Consider the following 20,385-nt stretch of genomic DNA (forward strand, 5'->3'; position numbering starts at 1 on the left):
AAAGATGATTCGTGATTCAATGGACCAATATGCCACGGCTAGAGGCTTGGAAAATGCCTGGGGTTGTCAGATGGGTACTCACATAATAATTTAAAATTGTATATGAATAAAAAAAGAAGTCGTAGTATGACTTCTTTTTAATACTTAGCTTCAATTTTTGAATAGATTAAGTTTTTAAAACTGTCAAAATCTGTACAATTTTTAATATCTTGAATCATATCATTATCGCAGAATAAGGAAATTAACGCTTCGTATAGGGCGTGAAAAGTTTGTTTATCCGCTTTATTGATTGCCAACAATAATACAATGTGAACAGTATGTGTATCCCATTGAATTCCTTTTTTCGAAATGGCAACAGATATACATGTTTTTATTGCATTCATTTGAAAAGAGTGTGGTATAGCGATTTTTCCGAATGCAGTCGTAGCGGCATTTTCTCGCTGATATACTTTTTCTTCAAAATCTAGTTCCACATAATTTTTATTTTTTAAAGTATTGCATAAATAAGATAATAGTTCTTTTTTTGTTTTTAGGTTGGGGTTGATTACAAATAAGTCTTTTTCAAAAAAATTATGGAAATTTAGTTTTAATTTAATATTTTTGTATTGTTCTTTTTGTCTTAATATTGTGTTTTGAATAACTTCAAATTGCGATGTTACATTTAATGGGGATACCATGATGATTTCAGTGTTTGGCAATGATATGTGAATAGGTATAGTTGTAAAAATTATAGATATCTCTGGATGTGAATTAATTTGGGAAAATTCAAATTCATCTGAATAAGTTCCTAAAATGTTTATTTGATGGCCAAAATTCATCGCTATTGTGTTAAATAAAGATGTGGCTAATTCGTGGTAATTTGGGCAAAATATAATGGCTGGTATTTTGTTTTTGTTTATATTCTGACGCTCAATTTCAGCTCCTATATGTAAAGCTAAGAATGCTGTTTCTTCCTCACTTATTTCAATGTTGAATCGATTCATTAAATCTAATGTGACGTATATTGCAATATCGAATACCATAGGACAATTATATTTTATGGTTTCCACCATTGGATTATTTGTATTTTGCCCTGATTTTACACGAAAAATCAGATTTTTTAAATGTAGAGTAAACGGTGTAGTGAATGCTTTGCTTGAAAGATCAATCATATAAAATTCATTAATATTTTTTACATATTCATTCACCAAAGAAATTATTTCGGTACTCACAATATTTTTTAAATCTTCATTCATATTGTTTAAAGATAAATTGGCGTTTGATTTAAATAACATGTATATTTCGTATAATTCTAAATCATTAAATTTGATGTCAAAATCTTTTTCTATTTTATTCTTTAATTCAAATATAAAATCACTCTCGTTTGTAGATTTAATAGAATCGTTTACTTGATGGTTGTCTGTAATTAAAATTTGTCCGTGTGTTCCTCGATTTATAATAATCAAGAGATGTAGCAATAAATTTGCTAAAGAAAAATCATTTAAATAAAAATTGTATTTACTTAATAGGTTGAGAACAGTGTCTTTTAATTTTGGAAGATTTATATTTTCAAAGTTGTTTTGTAATAGATTTAAACTTAAATAGCTATTTTTAGATTCCTCATTTATTACGTAACTAATTAGTTTTCTTATGTCATATTCATTCCCTTTAATATATATGTAGTCGTTTTTGCATATAAATTGAACATGATAGGAAGAAAAGTTTTTGTTCATTTTTGAAATGATAGATTTAATTGAGGAATAACCTATACAAAGAACATCACAGAGATCAAATAAGTCTAATTGAGAATTATTAAGGACAAGTTGCTTGATAATATAAAAAGATCTTTCTTCGAAAGTTTGAGGAAACTGCTCGTCATTTAAAGAGATAAATAAGGTAGACTTAAATTCTGAACGAATTGAATATCCAGTATTAGATGATGAAATCACTGTTTGATGGTAAAAGAAATTAATCTCTTGAATATATTTTTTAATGGATCTAGTAGATATATTTAGTGCATTTGCTAGTTCGGAACTGGTAATGGGATAGTTTACATTTAATAAATACTTAATAATTCTATTTTGATTCTTCGTCATATCTGGGTCCTCCATGTTCTGCTTTTTTTATTGAATGATAAAATAATTATAGAATTGCATTTCTTATTATCATGGTTTAATTATAGTATGTAAGTTGGAATGTACAAAAAAAAAGGAAAATAAAAAAGTTCACCCTGAGGTGAATGATATTAAATGATTTAATTAAATTTGGTAAATATAATGAACTTGCAAAAAGGAGGACAAAAAATGAATTACAAAATTTTTTTATGTTGTGGAGCCGGAATGTCAAGTGGCTTCTTAGCACAATCAATGCGTAAAAGCGCAAAGAAAAGAAAGGTTATGGCCACTATTGAAGCTGCAAGTCAAAGTGATGTCGATTCTTATATCGATGATATGGATCTGTTGTTAGTTGGTCCGCATATGTCTTATGTGTTTGATGAGTTGAGAAATAAGGCAGAATCTTGTGGAAAAAAAATGGCGGTTATTCCTGAAGAAATCTATGGCAATATTGATGGAGAAGCATTATTAGACTTTGCAATAGATATTTTAGAAAATAAATAATAAGTGTATAGGAGAAAAAAATGAACAAATTAATTAAATTTTTAGAAGAAAAATTTGCTCCTAAGATGAATAAATTAGCAGAAAATGCTTGGATTCAAGTGGTTTCTAGTGGAATCATGCTTGTGCTACCAATCATCTTATTAGGATCGGTTATTTCGTTATATAATATCGTTAAAATTTATGTACCAGTTTTACCTGATGTGCAACCGGTTTATAGTTTTAGTTTTGGATTGTATTCTTTAATTTTAAGTTTTTTGATTGGGTATCAAGGAATGGATAAATTACATCATAAGAAATATCAATTATGTTGTGGTATTATGTCATTGACTAGTTTCATGATGATGTTATCACCTACAATCGCAGATGGAACAATTTCTTTCGAATTTAGTCGTTTAGGCCCTAAAGGGATTTTAGTTTCCTTTGTTGCAGGATTAATTTCAACTGTTATTATGCATTTATATGCAAACTGGGATCCATTTAAAAATAATACATCTTTACCTGAATTTATTGTGAATTGGTTAAATCAGATTTTTCCTACAATGGCAATGTTAACTTTAACAATGATTTGTACAACGTATCTAAATCTTGATATTTTTGTAATCGTACAAAAGATTTTTGAACCAATAACAGTATTTGGACAGACATTACCAGGATTCTTATTGATTTGTTTAACACCAGCTATTTTATATTCATTAGGAATTAGCAGTTGGTTACTATCTCCAGTGTATACACCAATCATGCTTGCTGGTATTACAGCTAATATTGAAGCAGTAGCCGCTGGTTTACCACCAACAAATATCGTCACTCAAGAAACAATATTTATTGGATTTGTATGGATAGGTGGCATGGGAGCTACACTTCCGCTTGTTTTATTAATGTTAAAAGCAAAATCTAAGAAGTTAAGAACAATGGGAAAGGTATGTTTAGTACCATCTTTATTTAACATAAATGAACCGGTTATTTTTGGTACGCCAGTAGCATTTAACCCATTTTTAATGGTTCCTATGTGGATCAATGCAATTGTTGGACCATTAATTGTATGGTTTACAATGAAAGCGGGTCTAGTGAATGTTCCGGCAAAATTATTAACTGGTCTAAAAGTGCCAATGCCTATCAGTTCAGTAATTGCTACAGACGATATGCGAGCTGTTGTTCTTTGGGCTGTATTGTTGGCAGTATATACGTTAGTTTGGTATCCATTCTTTAAATCTTATGATAAGGACTTAGTAGAAAAAGAGAAATAGGAGGAGTAACAATGGAAGATGAAATTATTCAGGCTGCTATGCAAATTATTTTGCATGCTGGAAATGCACGCGAAGAAATTAGAAAAGCAGTAGAGGACATAAAAAATTTAGATGAAGATTCTTATAAAAAAAGAATTGTAAATGCTAAAGAATTATTGAGAAAAGCTCATGTACAGCAAACTCAAATTATTCAAGATGAAGCAAAAGGTATTCATCACGAAATTAATATTTTATTCATTCACGCACAAGATACTTTAATGACAATCATGTCAGAATTAAATATGTTAGAAACTTTAGGTAGTGTACTTTTGGAGTTTGGACAAAAAATTAAAGATAATGAGGGAAAGTAAAATGAAGGTGATGCCAGATAACTTTTTATGGGGAGCTAGTCATAGCGCATATCAATATGAAGGCGCAGCACAAGAAGATGGAAAAAAATTATCACAGATGGATGTGAATAATTATAATACAGGTTTTAGTGATGCTAGTGTTGCAAGTGATGGATATCATCGTTTCAGAGAAGATATAGCTTTGATGAAGGAATGTGGATTTACTGCACATCGCTTCTCCTTTTCGTGGTCTCGTGTTTTTCCGGATGGTGTCGGGAATGTCAATCCAGAAGGTATTCAATTTTATGATGAATTTATAGATGAATTATTAAAAAATGGTATTGAGCCATTACCTACTTTATATCATTATGATATGCCAATGGCATTAGTTGATAAATATGGTGGTTGGATTGATAGGCAAAGTGTGGATGATTTCACAGCGTATGCAAAATTTATGATTAATCGCTACAAGGATAAAATTAAACATTGGATTACAGTGAATGAACAGAGTATAATTGTAGAGTTTTGGACAAAAAAGAATTATATTCCTGAAGAGTATTTACAAAATCCGCAAATTAAATATCAAATCAATCATCACATGAATTTAGCACAGGCTAAAGCTTGTAAATTGGTTCATGAGTTAGTTAAGGATGGGAAAGCAGGAGCCGCAATTGGATATTCACCAATTTATGGTCTGGATTCGTCACCTAAAAATATGTTGGCGATGCTAAATGCTGAAGATTTGAAAAATCATTTTTTCTTGGATATTTATTTTAAAGGTCAATATCCTAAGGGGGCCATGTCATATTTGAAGGAAAAAAATATAGCTCCAACCATTTTAGAAGGAGATATGGATGTAATTAAAGAAGGTTATTCAGATTTTTTAGGTGTTAACTATTATGCTAGTAAGTGCGTTAAATATCCAGATGAATCACTTACAGAAATCATAGACGCAAAGAGTAACTTATCTGGTAAAAAAGGTGATATGGGAGCTTATGAATTAATGCCAGATTTCTATCAATATTTAAAAAATCCAAGAGCAGAAACAAATGATTGGGATTGGACGGTCGATCCTACTGGAATGGAATATTTATTGAGAGACATTTATCAACGTTATGAGATTCCCATGATTATTACTGAAAATGGTTATGGAGCACATGATGTTCTTACAGAAGATGAACGAGTTCATGATGATTATCGTATTGATTATTGGAAAACGCACTTAAAATCAGTTTATCGTGCCATGGAGTTAGGTGTAGAGGTGTTTGGCTTTTTGCCATGGTCGTTTGTAGATGTGTTAAGTACAAGTAATGGCTATAATAAGCGCTATGGTATGGTTTATGTAAATCGAGAAGATAAAGAATTGTTAGACTTAAAACGCATAAAAAAAGATAGTTTTTATTGGTATCAAAATGTAATTAAAACCAGGGGAGCTTGTTTGTTTGAAGAATAACAATTAAGAATTAAGGTATCAGTTTTAATTGGTAGTCCGCAATTAGATAGGGTCGACTAAAAGTTGGCTTCAAGAATTGTAGGATTGAAAAACCTATGAGTGTTTAAAGGATTAACTAGGGAGCAGAGATGTTTGAATCTCTGCTCCTTTTATAATGTGTGATTTGAATCAATGTATTCAGTTAACTTGACATATAATTCTTCGAATCTTATGTCAGTGTATCCTCGTAGCTCTTCAATTTCAAATTTCATTTCATTGTTTTGAAAATTTCTGAAGTATTCAATCAGTTCGATAATGTCTTGTGAATCCATGATCATTTCTTCCTTGGTTCCAGGCTGAATGTGGCGCTTGGGGCGAGTACATACATTATGTGATGCTAGTATATTTATAGGACAGGTAAAACATCTCGAATTTGATTTGATAAGGAACCAATCACATTAAAAATAGAATGAGATATTGAACATGACTGTCCTAGATATTGTAGATTCTTGTGCATATGTTACAATGTCAAGATAATAAAAAAGGAGTATAAAAAAATGTCAAAAAACAATAAAGCCTATGACCAAGAATTTAAAGAAAATGTTATTAATTATGTTTTAGAACATCCAGAAGAAAAATACACTGCGCTTGGAAATAAATTCGGTGTTCATCCTACAACAATTGGTGGTTGGATGAAACAATATCGCAGCAATGATAATCAAGTCATCGTTAGAGGCAGTGGTAATTATGCAAGTGATGAAGCTAAAGAAATCGCCAAATTGAAAAAGGAACTAAAAGACACAAAGGACACGTTAGAAGTAATAAAAAAAGCTATTGGCATACTGAGCAAGTAAAGCGCGTGAAATCTACAAAGCGGTTGATCAACAATATAGCTATAAAAAGAATAAAAATCTACCTGCTCAGACACAAATAAGAAATGAGCATCTTCAAAAAGAAATCAAGAATATACATAAAGAATCTTATGGTATATATGGATCACCAAAAATAACAGTATTACTAAATAAAAATGGCGAAAACGTCAGTCAGAAACATGTATATAATTTAATGCATGTTATGGGAATAAAAGCCCGTTATGTACGACATTACACAAAAACAACTGTAAGTGAAGATTATTCGTCTAAGATGCAAAATCTATTAAATAGACATTTTAATCCAACAAAACCAAATACTGTATGGTGTACAGATATAACTTATATATGGACTAAAGAAGATGGATTTGTATATTTAACAAGTGTAATGAATTTATTTTCAAGAAAAATTATAGCATGGGTATTAACGCGAACAATGGATGCGGACAAGGTGTTAGAATGCTTAATAAAAACTAAAGAAAGACGTGAAACTGATCATCCGATTGTGATCCAAATGATAACCTGCCATCATACTTTGGAATACGCCAAATACACTTAATACAATGGAAATGATTCCACTGACTAGTTTCCATGTTTTCATAATAATAAAATCCCCTTTCTTAAGTATATTTATAACTTAAAAATGGGGATAATTGATATGCTCGCGGTATACATTAATGGTGAGTGATATTTAAGATGTGATTTAAAAGTCGTGGGACTAAGAAAGAAATGTAGATTACGGATCCTATTGATAAAATTCCTAACATAAATAATCGCCTCTTTCTTACACCTTTATTGTAGAATTTTAAATGTTTAAATGGTGTAAAAGAATGAGGAATCATGTTAAGATTTCATTAAAAACGAAGGAATTTTTGTACGTCCGAATTTTGCGCAAGAATAAGAATGTTTTCGGATTCTTGGAAAGTATGTTCAGCACTAGGAAGTGGGTCTAGAATTCCATTGAATTTTGTAGCTAGAATGTTGATATGGTATTTTCTACGAATATCGAGTTCTAACATGGTTTTTCCAATCCAAGCGGTTGGTACGGCAATTTCATAAATGGAATATTCTGGAGTAAGTTGTACGTAGTCAAAGATGTTTTCGCTTGAAAAACGTACGGCGGCCCAGTTACCAATTTGTTTTTCAGGATATACAACTTCATCGGCTCCATTGCGCAATAAGAATTTAGCGTGTACATCGCGCACGGCTCTTGCGACAACAAGTTTTGATCCATAATCTTTTAATAGGGCTGTTGTCTCGAGTGAGCTTTGAAAGTCATCTCCAATGGCTACAACGCAAAGATCAAAGTTCGATACGCCTAGTGAGTCAATAAAGCTTTCGTCGGTAGAATCTCCGATTTGAGCGTTTGTGACATAAGAAAGGACTTTGTTGATTTTTTCTTCATTTTTATCAATGGCCAAAACGTCATGTCCTAAATCATATAGTTTTTGTGCCATGTGACGACCAAAACGTCCCATACCAATAATTAATGCTGATTTCATATGTTCCTCCTGTTATCCAATTGTGATATTTTCTTGTGGTAAATTTGTGTTTGCGACAACTTGATGTTTCGAAATGGCTAAAAGTAAAGTTAAGCCTCCAATTCTTCCAAAGAACATCAAGAAAATTAAAATACAATGTGATGCACTTGATAATGTAGGTGTGATTCCTAATGTCAATCCGACGGTACCAATGGCAGAGGCCGCTTCAAATAGGGCGTCAAGAATGGGTAATTGATCGAAGGCTGAAATAAGGAATGTTCCTGTAAAGAATAATACCATAAACAACATAAATAGGGCGGTCGCATTGTTTAATGTGTCCATGGAAATGCGTCTTCCAAAACATTGTGGGTTTTGTTTATGATTGAATACAGCACGAATACTTAGAATTAATACGGCTAGTGTTGTTGTTTTAAATCCTCCGGCCGTACCTTGTGGACTTCCTCCTATCAACATTAATAGTGTCATAAAGAAAATGCTGCTTTGATTCATTTTGTTTAAATCAATCGTATTAAATCCGGCTGTTCTTGGGGATACGGCTTGGAAAATGGAAACGTTGATTTGATCGGCTAGACGCATATTCCAATGGCTAAAGTCATTGATAAAGAAATAGAGTGTACTGATGATCAACAATGTTGCAGTAGTAAATAATACAACTTTGGATTGTAGTGAATATTTATGTAAATGATGTTTGTATTCAACAACATCTTTCCAGACAAAGAAGCCTAAACCACCAAGTACGATTAGTGCTGCAATGACGTTGGATACTAAAATATCGCCGGCATATCCTGTTAAAGATGAGTAAGCTTGGTTTGTGCCCATTAGATCAAAACCTGCGTTACAAAAGGCTGAGATGGAATGGAATATGGAATACCATAGGCCTTTGACAAGTCCAAAACGCGGTAAGAAGCGTATGCCTAATAAGATGGCACCTAGTGCTTCGACACATATTGTAGCTTTTATAATCCATTTTGTGTTTCGGATAATACCTCCTAGTTTTGGGGCAGAAATAGATTGTTGCATAAAATATCTTTGTTTAAAACCAATTTTCTTGCCTCCAAGAACAAAGAGTAGAATGGCCATCGTAATGACGCCCATACCTCCAATTTGAATCAGAATCAAGATAATGAGTTGTCCAAAGGGGGACCAATATTGTGCTGTGTCATGCATAATCAGTCCGGTTACGCAGGAGGCACTGGTTGAAGTGAATAATGCATCTAAAAAGGGTGCGCCCTTACCATCGTTTGTGGAAAATGGAAGCATAAGCAGGCAGGCACCGATAAATATCATAGTCGCAAAACTGAGGATAATCATTTGTCCTGGGGTAATGCGTTTCATACGTTTTTTAAACATAAAACCACCTATCCTAATATCTTAAAACATTCTACACTAGTCTGTATTAAGATTCTATAAAGTATTCTAACATTATGTTAAGACAATGTTAAGATGAATGATTCTTTGTGGGCTTGTGTTATACTAGCTTTATGGCGAATGTATTAATATGTTTATCGGCTTCTAAATATAATTCTAGAGTTATTGATAAGGGAGCTCAAATTGCGAAAAGCAATCATGCAGTATTGAGTGCTATTTTTGTGCAAACTCCAAAATATGAGGGGATAAGTGCGGCATCAAAGAGTTGTTTACGTGAAAATATTAAGTATGCGGAGAGTAAAGGGGCAAAAGTAACGATTCTTTATGGACAGGATGTATTGCCTCAGCTTGTGGAATATGTGGGTGTTTCTCAGGTAGATTGTGTTGTTTTAGAAAAAAATTTGGCGAAACAAGCATTGTTTAAGTTAAAAAATATTGATGTATATTCTGTGAATTATCCGCAGGATTATCGTCGCATGTTTCATTTTAGTTTTAATCTTTTGAGCTTTTCATTGAAAGATACATTAAAAATGATGGGGATTCTTCTTCTTTGTACGCTTATTGGAAAGGGATTTATGCATTTTCAATTCTTGATTACAACGCCTATTATGATCTATATCTTGGGCATTGTATTTGTATCCATTTGGACAAGTGGATATATCTATAGTTTATTGGCGTCTTTATTTTCAGTGTTATGCTTTAACTTTTTCTTTACATACCCCTACTTTTCTTTGTTGAGTGATCCAAGCTATATTACGACATATATTGTTATGTTTGTGGTGGCCATGTCATCTAGTTCGTTAATGACAAGATTAAAGAAACAATCTTTCGAAAATGCCAAACAAGTGTATCGTACGCAAGTCTTATTGGAGATGAGCCAGATGCTTCAAAAGGCGAATGATATGAATGCGATCTATGCTTCGATGTTAAAACAGCTGCATAAATTATTGGATACGGATTTAGTGTTGTATCCACATAATGATGAGCCTATTCTATTAGGACAGTGTCCTGTAGAAACGGATATTGTGGCTTGGGTTTATAAAAATAGGCATGAGGCTGGAAAGACAACGAGTTATCATTCGGATTCGATGTGTTTATATTTGCCTATTAATGGAACGCACGAAGTATTAGGTGTGGTTGGAATTGTATTAAAAGATAAGATAGATTCTTTTGAAAAAAATTTGTGGCTTGCGATATTGGACGAGTGTGGTATGGCTTTAGAGAAGGAAATGATTCGTTTAAAAAATCTAAAGATTGAGCAACAAGCCAAACAAGAGGCGTTGCGAGCCGATTTATTACGTATGATTTCGCATGATTTAAGAACGCCACTGACTAGTATTTCAGGCAATGCCGGCTTATTATTGGAAAACGAGAATGCGTTTTCACAAGAAAAGAAGAAGGAATTGTATCAAGATATTTATAATGATGCGATGTGGTTGTATGATTTGGTGGAAAACTTATTGTTTATAACGAGAATTGAAAATGGTACGATGCAGTTGAATTTACAACCAGAAATGATTGAGGATATTTTTAGAGAGGCTATTCATCATTTGGGTCGTAATAAACGCAAACATAATATTTCTATGCATTTAGAGGATGATTTATTGATGGCTAATATGGATGCACGCTTGATTATTCAGGTTTTAGTGAATTTAATAAATAATGCGATCAAATATACGCCTGAAAATTCAAATATTTCTTTGAATGCTAGGCGGGTTGAGGATAAAATTTTAATAGAAGTTCAAGATGATGGAAATGGTGTATTACATCCTGAACAATTGTTTGAGATGTTCTATACGGAAAATAACCGAGGTGGAGATACAAGACGTGGCATGGGTCTAGGTCTATCTTTGTGTAAATCTATTATTCAATCGCATGGTGGTACGATTTGGGTTGAGAATGTAACGCCTCATGGAGCTTGTTTTAAGTTTGTATTGGATGCAGTGGAGGTAAAGTTGTATGAATAAAGTTCAAATCTTAGTAATTGAAGATGATATTGCGGTTGGGAATTTGATTACGACAACTCTAGAGATGGAAAATTATCAGTTTCGTCTGGCAAAAACAGCGAAGCAAGGAATCATGAATGTGCTTTCTTATAATCCGGACATTATGCTTCTAGATTTAGGATTGCCAGATATGGATGGTTTGGATGTTATAAAGAAGGTTCGTTCTTGGTCAAATATTCCAATTATTGTGGTTTCATCAAGAAGTGAAGATCAAGATAAGGTAAAAGCTTTAGATTTAGGGGCCGATGACTATTTGACAAAACCATTTTCAGTGGATGAATTGTTGGCTAGACTTCGTGTAACGATTCGAAGATTAAATAATAGTCAGACCATAAGTGTAAATGAGAGTGTATATGAAAATGGAGATTTGACAATCAATTATGCGCAGGGTTGTGTATATGAGAATGGGCATGAAATCCATTTAACTCCGATTGAATATAAATTATTGTGTGTTTTAGCTAAAAATACCGATAAGGTTTTAACACATAATTATATCATGCAAGAAGTATGGGGAAGTGTTCAAGGTACAGAAACGCCAAGTCTAAGAGTGTTTATGGCTACTTTGCGTAAAAAGATTGAGCCGGATACTTCAAATCCGAAGTATATTCAGACGCATGTGGGTGTTGGATATCGTATGTTGAATCAGACAGAAAAAAAGGAAGACTAGTGTCTTCGCATATTGAAATAGAGTGAAATAATAATTGTGATAACTCCAATTGTGATGAGTGCCATAATGGTTTTATTGATGCATAGAAGGATCAATATACTAAATAGGCTGACAATCGCAAATAGGAATAGTTCAATATTTAATAGAATGGGATACATCAACAATGAATCGCGAAAACTGATTTTTTCGTATTGTGGTTCATTGTTTTTTAATAGTCTTTTTTCATATATAAATAGAATTTGGCTAAAGAGCACGACAAAAACAAGGTATATGATATTAAAAAAGATTTCTTTTGAGAAGAGTGCACTGCACGTTAAAAACATGACAAGAATGGTTCCAATTCTTGGCAGGTACACGTAATAATTATATTTCATAGAGTTTTTCCTTTCTTTTATTATGCCACAAATCATATCACTTGAAATATACCTATAGGGGGTATATCATTATATCGAGGTGAGATCAATGAGTGAGTGTTGTCATAAAAAGCATAAGCCTAGAGATGAGAAAGAAATCAAACAATTGACGAATCGTCTTCATCGTATGGTAGGACAATTGAATGGAATTGAGAATATGTTGAAGGAGAATCGGTATTGTGGCGACATCTTAGTGCAGGTAGCGGCAGTAGAGAGTGCTTTACAGGCGTTTGGATACATTGTTTTGCAGGAACACTTAAATACGTGTGTTGTTGAGGATGTGCAAAATGGAAATACAGAAATCATGAGTGAGGTTATGGATTTAGTAAAGAAGTTAAAGTAGGTGGTTTTAATGGAAGAAAAGTTTGATGTGACAGGCATGACATGTGCGGCTTGTCAGGCTAATGTAACTCGTGTTGTGAGTAAGTTAGATGGTGTGAGTCATTGTGATGTCTCTTTATTATCGAATTCAATGAAGGTTGAATTTGATCAAGATAAGGTGAATGAACAAACGATTTGTGAAGCTGTAAAACAGATTGGCTATGGAGCTAGTGTGTATGGTCAAAAGACAGAGGTTCGTAAAGTATGGCAGAATCGTCAGAATCGAGTGGAATCGGATCAAAGAAGTGCTAAACAAAGATTGATTTTAAGTTTAGTTTTATTGGTTCCTTTACTTCTAATTGCGATGGGTCCTATGGTAGGCCTTCCTATTTTAGAGGGTATGGAATGGATGATGGTTTCAGCCTTAACACAGCTGATTTTATGTCTATTTATATTGTTTATTCAAAGACATTTCTTTATTACGGGATTTAAAGCTTTAATGAAAAAGTCGGCCAATATGGATTCTTTAGTTGCGATGGGTTCAGGTGCAAGCTTTGTGTATGGCTTGATCGGTGTTTATCAGATGGCCTATTATTTTGGTGTGCAGAATATGGAAATGGCCCATATGGCAATGCACTCTTTATACTTTGAGTCGGCCGCAACCATTGTGACTTTGGTTAGTGTTGGAAAGTATTTGGAGTCTAGATCCAAGGCAAAAACGAGTGATGCCTTAGATAAGTTGGTAGACTTAGCACCAAAAAATGCGACGATCTTAAGGGATGGTAAAGAAATTGTTGTGTCGAGTGAAAGCATTCGAATTCATGATATAGTTGTGATTCGTCCAGGACAAAGAATTCCAGTAGATGGTAAAGTTATTTCGGGTGCAGGTTATGTGGATCAGTCGGCGATTACGGGTGAGAGTCTTCCGGTAGAAAAGAATGTAGGGGATTCAGTCATTTCAGCTACTATGAATGAGAATGGTACTTTTCAGTTTGAGGCTGAAAAAGTAGGTGAAGATACAACTTTGGCTAAGATCATTCAGCTAGTCGATGATGCTGGTAACTCAAAGGCCCCTATTGCTCGTTTGGCAGATAAAGTTAGTGGTGTATTTGTTCCTGTTGTGATTTTAATCGCATTGATTACATTTGTCGCATGGTTGATCAGTGGTCAAACGATTCAATTTGCGTTATCCAATGCGATTAGTGTACTCGTGATTTCTTGTCCTTGTGCCTTAGGTTTAGCTACGCCAGTTGCGATTATGGTAGGTACGGGTAAGGCAGCGGAAAATGGGATTTTAATTAAATCGGCTGCCATATTAGAACAGCTACATTCGATTGATACGATTGTATTGGATAAGACGGGTACGATTACTTCAGGAAAGCCAAGTGTTCAAGGTGTTAAGGTATATACAAATATTAGTATGAATGACTTTATTTCAATGGCGGCAAGCTTAGAGAGTGGTTCTTTGCATCCTTTGGGACAGGCTATTGTGGAGTATGCGGAAGATAAAAATATAAAGCTTCAACAACCTGAACAATTCACAAACATTTCGGGTCGTGGTATTCAGGCTAAGCTAAATGGACATGTGTATTTGGCAGGAAATAAAAGGTTATTAGAAGAGAAAAATATTCAAATAAATCAAAATGTTTTATCAGACTTAGATGCTTATGCAAGTTTAGGTCAAACTCCATTGATTTTTTTGGAAGATCAAAATGTGATCGGTTTAATTAGTGTGGCGGATACCATTCGTAGTACGAGTCAGGTTGCATTAGAACAATTTAAAAAGAAGAATATGCGTGTGGTTATGTTGACTGGAGACAATCAAAAAACAGCGAATGCGATTGGTAAATCTTTAAGTGTGGATGAAGTGATTAGTGATGTGTTGCCACAAGATAAGGAGAGTGTAATTCGTAAGCTTCAAGAACAAGGTAAGAAGGTTATGATGGTGGGTGATGGTATCAATGATGCGCCTGCATTAATGCGTGCAGATATTGGGGTTGCGATTGGTGCTGGAACCGATATTGCCTTAGATAGTGCGGATGTGATTTTGATGAAAAGCTCTTTATTGGATGTAGTGACGGCAATTGATTTATCAAGTGACGTTATTAAAAATATTAAGATGAATCTATTTTGGGCTTTCTTCTATAACATTTTAGGAATCCCAGTTGCGACAGGTTTATTGTATCCAGCATTTGGACTTCGATTATCACCAATGATTGGTTCGGCATGTATGTCTTTGAGTAGTGTTTGTGTTGTCACAAACGCTTTACGACTTCGTTATTTTAAACCTAGAGTTGAAATGGAAGAAGTCAAAACATACACAATGCATATTGATGGTATGTCCTGTGGACATTGTGCATGGTTAGTAGAGGATGCTTTAAAGAAGGTTCCAAATGTAAAAGAAGTTCGTGTGGATTATAATTTAGGTAAGGCCGATATTGACTATGTGCAACAAGTAAATAAGGTGGCTTTAAAACAAGCGGTTGAAGATGCGGGTTATATTCCCGTTGAATATAAGGAGGAAAAGAAAATGAAAAAAGTAGTAACAGTAGATGGTATGATGTGCATGCATTGTGTGGCACACGTAAAGGATGCATTAAGTAAAGTGGAAGGTGTAAGTGATGTAGTGGTTAGTTTAGATGAAAAAACAGCTACATTAAATTGCACAGAGAATATCACAGATCAGATGTTGAGTGATGCCGTGACAAATGCAGGATATACAGTCATTTCTGTAAAATAAAGAATCATAAAAATAAAAAAAGTCAAGACTTGTAAGCGTATTCAGAATATTCTATGATAAACGTCGAGGGAGACGCAAAATGGAATGTTTTATTGATGGGAAATCCACTTGCGAAAGAACTTTCTGGAATCGCTTGAATGTTTTGGCAAACTTTCAACAAAAAGAAATGATAATGGATGGTTTGAAAGTTCGTGTTGCAGAAAGTGTATATTGGATTCAACAAAAGAAAGGATAGTTCGTTTGAATTATTCTTTTTTTTCGACAGTTGAATGATATGAAAAGCTCAATATTTACTTTAAGTAAAGTGTAAATAGATGCTTTTAACATAAATAAAATGTTGTATGGGATTTTTAGCTTTTCTTGTGGAAATACATTCGGTTTCTTTGTATAATACATATAGAGAACGACTACTGGAAAAGTAGTGGTTACTCTGAAATAAAGTTAATGCTGAAGCACTAATCTTTTTCCATTGTCACTGGTGATTAGTGCTTTTTGCATTTCAGAGTCGTAATATTGTTGAAAAAGTTTCAAATTATTGATGCGTGACCATAAAAGGTATATAATATAGCCACAAGGAGGAACTTTTATGGAAATCGTACCAATGAGAGATTTAAAAAATACAGTACGTATTGAGGAATTGTGTAAAGATAGTGGAAAGGTGTTTGTTACAAAAAATGGATATGGACGTCTTGTGGTAATGGATATTGACTATTATAGAAGTATTTTTGAGGAATTAGAGGAAGCAAAAGCTGTGTATGAAGGATTGCAACAGATGTATTCTGGTAAATTAAAAGATGGTATAAAAGTAATGGAAGAAATGAAAGATAAGTATGGCTTATAAGTATTTCTTTACGGATGAAGCGCAAATAGATTTAGATAATATATTAGATTATTTGACTAATCATTTATGCAATTTACACGCTGCAAAAAGCTTCTATATTTTATTGATTGAGAGGCTTGCTTTGGTGTGTGATTTTCCTGAATCAAATCCAATGATTAAAAATAGATTTTTAGGATTCCATGAGGTCCGAAAGATGGTAATCAAAAATTATTTACTATATTATTATGTAGATGAAAATAATAAAACCATAAATGTTCTGTCGATACGTCATTCATTAGAAAATCAGGAGAAAATTATATAAATCATTGTTTTAGATTTAGAATTTTTCTTGTGGAAATACATTCGGTTTCTTTGTATAATACATATAGAGAACGATTACTGGAAAAGTAGTGGTTACTCTGAAATAAAGTTAATGCTGAAGCACTAATCTTTTTCCATTGCGAGTGGTGATTAGTGCTTTTTGCATTTTTCTATAATCATCAATGTTACTTTTAGTATTTCTACTACGGCAAATAAGCACATAGCAACATCAATATGTAGATATATATACATAAGCTTTCCTCCTGCAAAAAAATAGAAGGATCTACTTACCTGGAATTCAAGATTCAAGGCTTCAAAACTCCTTAACAAGAGGCAACCACCAACCACATCCAGTAGCCAATTTTTATTATAAAGATCCAATGTGAAAACATTATTAATTCCTGAAAATTTGTTGATTATTTGACAGTTTGGCAAAAGAAAAAACGAGTATTTGTTCTTTATATAAAGGTGAAATGCTCGTTTTTAGGTGTTTTAAAATGTTGCATGGGATTATAATATTTCTTTTAATTTAGCAATTAGTCCTAAATCTGCAGGTAGCCAATCTACTAAGTATAATGTGTCTTTAGTAAGCCATTTTGCGGATTCGTGTTCTAATAGAGTTAAATTTCCTTCAAGGATCGTACAAATGAAACATTCCATGGATAGGTGGAAGTCTGGATAGTCATATTCGACTGTATCAAAGTATTCTTCGACTTGAATGGTTGTATCTAATTCTTCTTTGATTTCACGAACAATGGCTTGTCTACTTGTTTCATCCGGTTCAACTTTTCCTCCAGGAAATTCCCATCCGTCTTTGAATTCGCCATAGCCTCTTTGGGTGGCGAATATTTTATTTCCATCTTTAATAATGGCGGCTACTACGTGTATTGTTTTCAAAAAATCACTCCTCTACAATGTATCGATAAATGTCTTCTCTTACGGGTGTATCCAATTGCCATAAGATTTCGACGGCTGTTTTTTGTGTGTTTGGCATCACAAACTGTTTGGTCTTATCTGTCTCTGCTTGCATATGGCCTAGATAATAGAATTCTTTGCTTGTTTTATCATCTTTGTTCTTTCGCACAAACAAATGAACTTCAATCCCTCTTTCTTTGGCGTACAAGAAGTTTTGTACGTCATCACTGCTTGTGGTTCTTCCGGATTTGGATATCGCAATCAATTGACTTTCATTGATAAAATGATCTTCATATTTGATGGTATCTTGAATGTCGTTTGCCTTGTCATAATTGATAAAGACAGGGAATGTTTTGGTTGTTTGATCATATTTGTATCCGCCAATATTTAATGGAACTTCATTGTGTTGCCAATTTAATAAGCGACAGGCATCTTCGTATGTATATTTTTGATAAAGAACAAAGTTTGTATCTTTATATGTATTCTTATAATGTTTATTATATTGATCCAATGCATATTCAATGATTTCTTTTACCATGGATTTAAATTCGTTGTTTTCTAAACATGTCTTAAATGGTTTTGAAGTTTTCGTATCTTCAATAAAAATACAATCTTTAAAAGTATTCTTTCCAGATCCAGTTGGAAATTCATTGGTGAAGATGTTTAATACATTTGTTTGGGATAGATCATTTGTATATTCTTGATCGTTGATTAAATCTTTTAGTGTTTCAAGCTCTATCTTTCTTTTTCCATTGGCAAGTTTTGTACAAATAAACTTAATAAAGTTTTCTTCAAGTTCATTTAATCTTACTTTATAATCCTTTTCATATTTCTTTAAAAAGGCATAATAAGATCCTAGTGATTTGTTGTCGAAAATTCTTTGTACGTCAATTTCTCCATAGGTTTCAAAATCCATAAGAGTAGGGATTCTTCCAAGTTTATTCTTTAGATTTTTATAGCTATCCTTAATGAGCTTGATATCCGCAAAATTGGCGGTGTCAATCGACGCAAAAATTTGTTTCTTACTGATTTCATCAAAGTGAATCGTACTCGATCCTGGAATAATTCTTTCACCTTCAAGTACATAGCGTCTTATGTTGTCTTTGTTGTAAGAACGATCTCCAGATAGGGCGATTGGAATCATGAAGTTGTTTTTGTAGTTTCCAATGAAGTCTAGAATGACAACATATTCTTTGTCTTTTGATTTTCTTAGGCCTCGACCTAGTTGTTGGACAAAGACAATGGGCGATTGTGTAGGTCTTAATAGGACAACTTGATTGATTTCAGGTATGTCGACACCTTCATTAAAAATATCTACAGTTAAAATGTATTGTAGATAGTCACTTCTTGTATCGGATACTAAGCGATCGATCGCATCTTCTCTTTTTTCTTGAGAATCCTCTCCACTTAAAGCTATAGTTCGATATCCTCGTAGATTTAATCTTTCACTAAGGGCAGCCGCTTCTTTCTTGGAACTGCAAAACATGAGTCCTTTGACTCTTTCTCCACTATATCCATAGTAATTGGTTTGTTCGATAATGTAGTCCACTCTTTGGTTGGATGTTAAATAGTTGAAATCGGTAAAATCTGTTTCGTTTCCGTTGGTTAAAAAGTCAGTAATGCCAAAATAGTGGAATGGACATAATAAGTTTTCTTCTAGAGCTTGTTGAAGACGAATTTCATAGGCAATATTATGGTCGAAGGCTGCATATACATCAAAGTCATCGGTTCTTTCTGGGCTTGCGCTCATTCCTAGCCAAAACTTTGGTTTAAAGTAGTCCATGATTTCTTGATAGCTTTTAGCTCCAATGCGATGTGCCTCATCAATGATGATGGTATCGAATGTATCAGGGGCAAAACTTGAATACACTTCTTTTTTAGACATCGTTTGCATGGTTGCGAACAAGTAGTCTACATCAGTATCTTTACTCTTTCCAGATAATAAACCAAATGTTTTGGATTCTCCAAATACATTTTTGTAGCTTTGAAGAGCTTGTTTGGCAATCTGCTCTCTATGCACTAAAAATAGGGCTTTCTTGGGATTCTGATCTTGTAAGGCAAAGGCTGAGGCATACGTCTTTCCTGTTCCTGTGGCTGAAATCAACAAACTCTTTGATTCATTCTCATTGCGAAGCTTTCTAAGATTGGAAATAAAGGCTTGCTGCATAGAATTTGGAATCAACTGTTTAGAGGGTAATTTAATGTCTTCTTTTTGTTTCACCTTTTTGTATTCTTCATAATGCACTCTATATGCACCAATAAATGCATTGTAGGAATATGTATTTGGATGATTCCATAATTCTTCAAATTCATCTAACATTTCTGATACAAACTCACCGGATTTTGTGGACACAATTTTTGTATTCCATTCTCGATTTGTAGTAAGTGCTGTATTTGTCATATTACTAGAACCCACAAGGATCTTGTAGATTTCATCGGATTGAAAGATATATCCCTTGGTATGAAAACCATTCTTTGAGTCGGGTACTAGATACATTTTAAGTTCAATATTCGAAAATGTAGCGAGTTTATCTAAGGCTTTAGGATCACTAAATGCCAAATAGTCCGTTGTAAGAATTTTACCTTTGATGCCTTTATCTTCTAAAGTACGAAGCGTTTGAAGTAAGGGGGTAATTCCTCCCATCGTAATGAAGGCTACACTGATTAAAAAGGAGTCGCAGTGTAATAATTCATCTTCAATGGTGCTTAGTACTTTTCTTCCATTCTTATAGTCGTTTGAAATAAATTGAGGTCGATATAATACGTTGGAAGATATATTTTTGTCTAAAAATGCGGTAGATAGGCCGCTCTGTATATTTTGATAGTTCATACCTAACATTA

The 20,385-nt window shown here is 33.5% G+C and carries 18 protein-coding genes; 13 read left to right on the forward strand and 5 right to left on the reverse strand.

Annotated features, from left to right (window positions below; translation table 11 throughout):
• Nucleotides 1–137: 137 nt before the first annotated feature.
• Complete coding sequence (locus LJE08_RS01815; protein WP_227402261.1) at nt 138–2,075, reverse strand: transcription antiterminator; 1,938 nt, start codon at nt 2,073–2,075, stop codon at nt 138–140.
• Nucleotides 2,076–2,282: 207 nt separating this feature from the next.
• Between LJE08_RS01815 and LJE08_RS01820 the strand changes: the two genes are divergently transcribed.
• From LJE08_RS01820 to LJE08_RS15230, 6 genes are all read left to right on the forward strand, one after another.
• Nucleotides 2,283–2,597: a PTS sugar transporter subunit IIB gene (locus LJE08_RS01820; RefSeq protein ID WP_227402262.1), complete on the forward strand. Its 315-nt coding sequence runs from the start codon at nt 2,283–2,285 to the stop codon at nt 2,595–2,597.
• A 20-nt stretch (nt 2,598–2,617) separates the two neighbouring features.
• A complete protein-coding gene (locus LJE08_RS01825; RefSeq protein WP_227402263.1) occupies nt 2,618–3,841 on the forward strand; it encodes a PTS sugar transporter subunit IIC in 1,224 nt (407 codons plus the stop codon).
• An 11-nt stretch (nt 3,842–3,852) separates the two neighbouring features.
• Complete coding sequence (locus LJE08_RS01830; protein ID WP_227402264.1) at nt 3,853–4,191, forward strand: PTS lactose/cellobiose transporter subunit IIA; 339 nt, start codon at nt 3,853–3,855, stop codon at nt 4,189–4,191.
• A gap of 1 nt (nt 4,192) precedes the next feature.
• A complete protein-coding gene (locus LJE08_RS01835; protein WP_227402265.1) occupies nt 4,193–5,623 on the forward strand; it encodes a glycoside hydrolase family 1 protein in 1,431 nt (476 codons plus the stop codon).
• 536 nt (nt 5,624–6,159) lie between these two features.
• Nucleotides 6,160–6,456, forward strand: coding sequence for a transposase (locus tag LJE08_RS01840; protein WP_227402266.1), 297 nt, complete (start codon nt 6,160–6,162; stop codon nt 6,454–6,456).
• Nucleotides 6,457–6,532: 76 nt separating this feature from the next.
• On the forward strand, nt 6,533–7,030 hold the full coding sequence (locus LJE08_RS15230) for an IS3 family transposase (protein WP_227402315.1): 498 nt from the start codon (nt 6,533–6,535) through the stop codon (nt 7,028–7,030).
• A gap of 295 nt (nt 7,031–7,325) precedes the next feature.
• Here LJE08_RS15230 and LJE08_RS01850 read toward each other — a convergent pair whose 3' ends face one another.
• Together LJE08_RS01850 and LJE08_RS01855 are read right to left on the reverse strand one after the other, a co-directional pair.
• Entirely contained in the window at nt 7,326–7,973 is a 648-nt protein-coding gene (locus tag LJE08_RS01850; RefSeq protein ID WP_227402267.1) for a TrkA family potassium uptake protein, read from the reverse strand.
• Between the two features lie 12 nt (nt 7,974–7,985).
• Complete coding sequence (locus tag LJE08_RS01855; RefSeq protein WP_117924714.1) at nt 7,986–9,323, reverse strand: TrkH family potassium uptake protein; 1,338 nt, start codon at nt 9,321–9,323, stop codon at nt 7,986–7,988.
• Between the two features lie 131 nt (nt 9,324–9,454).
• Between LJE08_RS01855 and LJE08_RS01860 the strand changes: the two genes are divergently transcribed.
• The 7 genes from LJE08_RS01860 (at nt 9,455) to LJE08_RS01890 (ending at nt 16,630) form a co-directional block, all read left to right on the forward strand.
• Nucleotides 9,455–11,308, forward strand: a complete 1,854-nt coding sequence (locus tag LJE08_RS01860; RefSeq protein WP_227402268.1) for a DUF4118 domain-containing protein — start codon at nt 9,455–9,457, stop codon at nt 11,306–11,308.
• Nucleotides 11,301–12,014, forward strand: coding sequence for a response regulator (locus LJE08_RS01865; protein ID WP_117924710.1), 714 nt, complete (start codon nt 11,301–11,303; stop codon nt 12,012–12,014). Before LJE08_RS01860 ends, LJE08_RS01865 begins: the two co-directional genes overlap by 8 nt.
• Nucleotides 12,015–12,476: 462 nt before the next feature.
• On the forward strand, nt 12,477–12,770 hold the full coding sequence (locus LJE08_RS01870) for a metal-sensing transcriptional repressor (RefSeq protein ID WP_118114599.1): 294 nt from the start codon (nt 12,477–12,479) through the stop codon (nt 12,768–12,770).
• A 9-nt stretch (nt 12,771–12,779) separates the two neighbouring features.
• Complete coding sequence (locus LJE08_RS01875; protein WP_227402269.1) at nt 12,780–15,488, forward strand: heavy metal translocating P-type ATPase; 2,709 nt, start codon at nt 12,780–12,782, stop codon at nt 15,486–15,488.
• Nucleotides 15,489–15,567: 79 nt separating this feature from the next.
• Nucleotides 15,568–15,723 (forward strand): hypothetical protein, encoded by a 156-nt coding sequence (locus LJE08_RS01880; protein ID WP_181979323.1) that lies wholly within the window; start codon nt 15,568–15,570, stop codon nt 15,721–15,723.
• Nucleotides 15,724–16,074: 351 nt separating this feature from the next.
• Nucleotides 16,075–16,329, forward strand: coding sequence for a type II toxin-antitoxin system Phd/YefM family antitoxin (locus LJE08_RS01885; protein ID WP_117924702.1), 255 nt, complete (start codon nt 16,075–16,077; stop codon nt 16,327–16,329).
• Nucleotides 16,319–16,630 carry a type II toxin-antitoxin system RelE/ParE family toxin gene (locus tag LJE08_RS01890; protein ID WP_117924699.1) on the forward strand — a complete coding sequence of 104 codons (312 nt, stop codon included), beginning with the start codon at nt 16,319–16,321 and terminating at the stop codon, nt 16,628–16,630. The genes LJE08_RS01885 and LJE08_RS01890 overlap by 11 nt, the downstream gene beginning before the upstream one ends.
• 509 nt (nt 16,631–17,139) lie before the next feature.
• On the opposite strand, the gene LJE08_RS01895 is transcribed toward LJE08_RS01890, so the two are convergent.
• Both LJE08_RS01895 and LJE08_RS01900 read right to left on the reverse strand, forming a co-directional pair.
• Nucleotides 17,140–17,526 (reverse strand): (deoxy)nucleoside triphosphate pyrophosphohydrolase, encoded by a 387-nt coding sequence (locus LJE08_RS01895; protein WP_227402270.1) that lies wholly within the window; start codon nt 17,524–17,526, stop codon nt 17,140–17,142.
• Between the two features lie 4 nt (nt 17,527–17,530).
• Nucleotides 17,531–20,383, reverse strand: coding sequence for a DUF3427 domain-containing protein (locus tag LJE08_RS01900; RefSeq protein ID WP_227402271.1), 2,853 nt, complete (start codon nt 20,381–20,383; stop codon nt 17,531–17,533).
• Between the last annotated feature and the right edge of the window lie 2 nt (nt 20,384–20,385).

The sequence above is a fragment of the Holdemanella sp. DFI.5.55 genome (genome assembly GCF_020593575.1).
GTDB classification, from domain to species: domain Bacteria; phylum Bacillota_I; class Bacilli_A; order Erysipelotrichales; family Erysipelotrichaceae; genus Holdemanella; species Holdemanella hominis.

Excerpts from the sequence above, each read along its gene's own strand:
- LJE08_RS01890 (WP_117924699.1), top strand. The coding sequence starts at position 16,319 with ATGGCTTATAAGTATTTCTTTACGGATGAAGCGCAAATAGATTTAGAT.
- LJE08_RS01840 (WP_227402266.1), top strand. The coding sequence starts at position 6,160 with ATGTCAAAAAACAATAAAGCCTATGACCAAGAATTTAAAGAAAATGTT.
- LJE08_RS01875 (WP_227402269.1), top strand. The coding sequence starts at position 12,780 with ATGGAAGAAAAGTTTGATGTGACAGGCATGACATGTGCGGCTTGTCAG.
- LJE08_RS01835 (WP_227402265.1), top strand. The coding sequence starts at position 4,193 with ATGAAGGTGATGCCAGATAACTTTTTATGGGGAGCTAGTCATAGCGCA.
- LJE08_RS01865 (WP_117924710.1), top strand. The coding sequence starts at position 11,301 with ATGAATAAAGTTCAAATCTTAGTAATTGAAGATGATATTGCGGTTGGG.
- LJE08_RS01825 (WP_227402263.1), top strand. The coding sequence starts at position 2,618 with ATGAACAAATTAATTAAATTTTTAGAAGAAAAATTTGCTCCTAAGATG.
- LJE08_RS01860 (WP_227402268.1), top strand. The coding sequence starts at position 9,455 with ATGGCGAATGTATTAATATGTTTATCGGCTTCTAAATATAATTCTAGA.
- LJE08_RS01850 (WP_227402267.1), bottom strand. The coding sequence starts at position 7,973 with ATGAAATCAGCATTAATTATTGGTATGGGACGTTTTGGTCGTCACATG.
- LJE08_RS01885 (WP_117924702.1), top strand. The coding sequence starts at position 16,075 with ATGGAAATCGTACCAATGAGAGATTTAAAAAATACAGTACGTATTGAG.
- LJE08_RS01855 (WP_117924714.1), bottom strand. The coding sequence starts at position 9,323 with ATGTTTAAAAAACGTATGAAACGCATTACCCCAGGACAAATGATTATC.
- LJE08_RS01830 (WP_227402264.1), top strand. The coding sequence starts at position 3,853 with ATGGAAGATGAAATTATTCAGGCTGCTATGCAAATTATTTTGCATGCT.
- LJE08_RS01880 (WP_181979323.1), top strand. The coding sequence starts at position 15,568 with ATGGAATGTTTTATTGATGGGAAATCCACTTGCGAAAGAACTTTCTGG.
- LJE08_RS01815 (WP_227402261.1), bottom strand. The coding sequence starts at position 2,075 with ATGACGAAGAATCAAAATAGAATTATTAAGTATTTATTAAATGTAAAC.
- LJE08_RS01820 (WP_227402262.1), top strand. The coding sequence starts at position 2,283 with ATGAATTACAAAATTTTTTTATGTTGTGGAGCCGGAATGTCAAGTGGC.
- LJE08_RS01900 (WP_227402271.1), bottom strand. The coding sequence starts at position 20,383 with ATGTTAGGTATGAACTATCAAAATATACAGAGCGGCCTATCTACCGCA.
- LJE08_RS01870 (WP_118114599.1), top strand. The coding sequence starts at position 12,477 with ATGAGTGAGTGTTGTCATAAAAAGCATAAGCCTAGAGATGAGAAAGAA.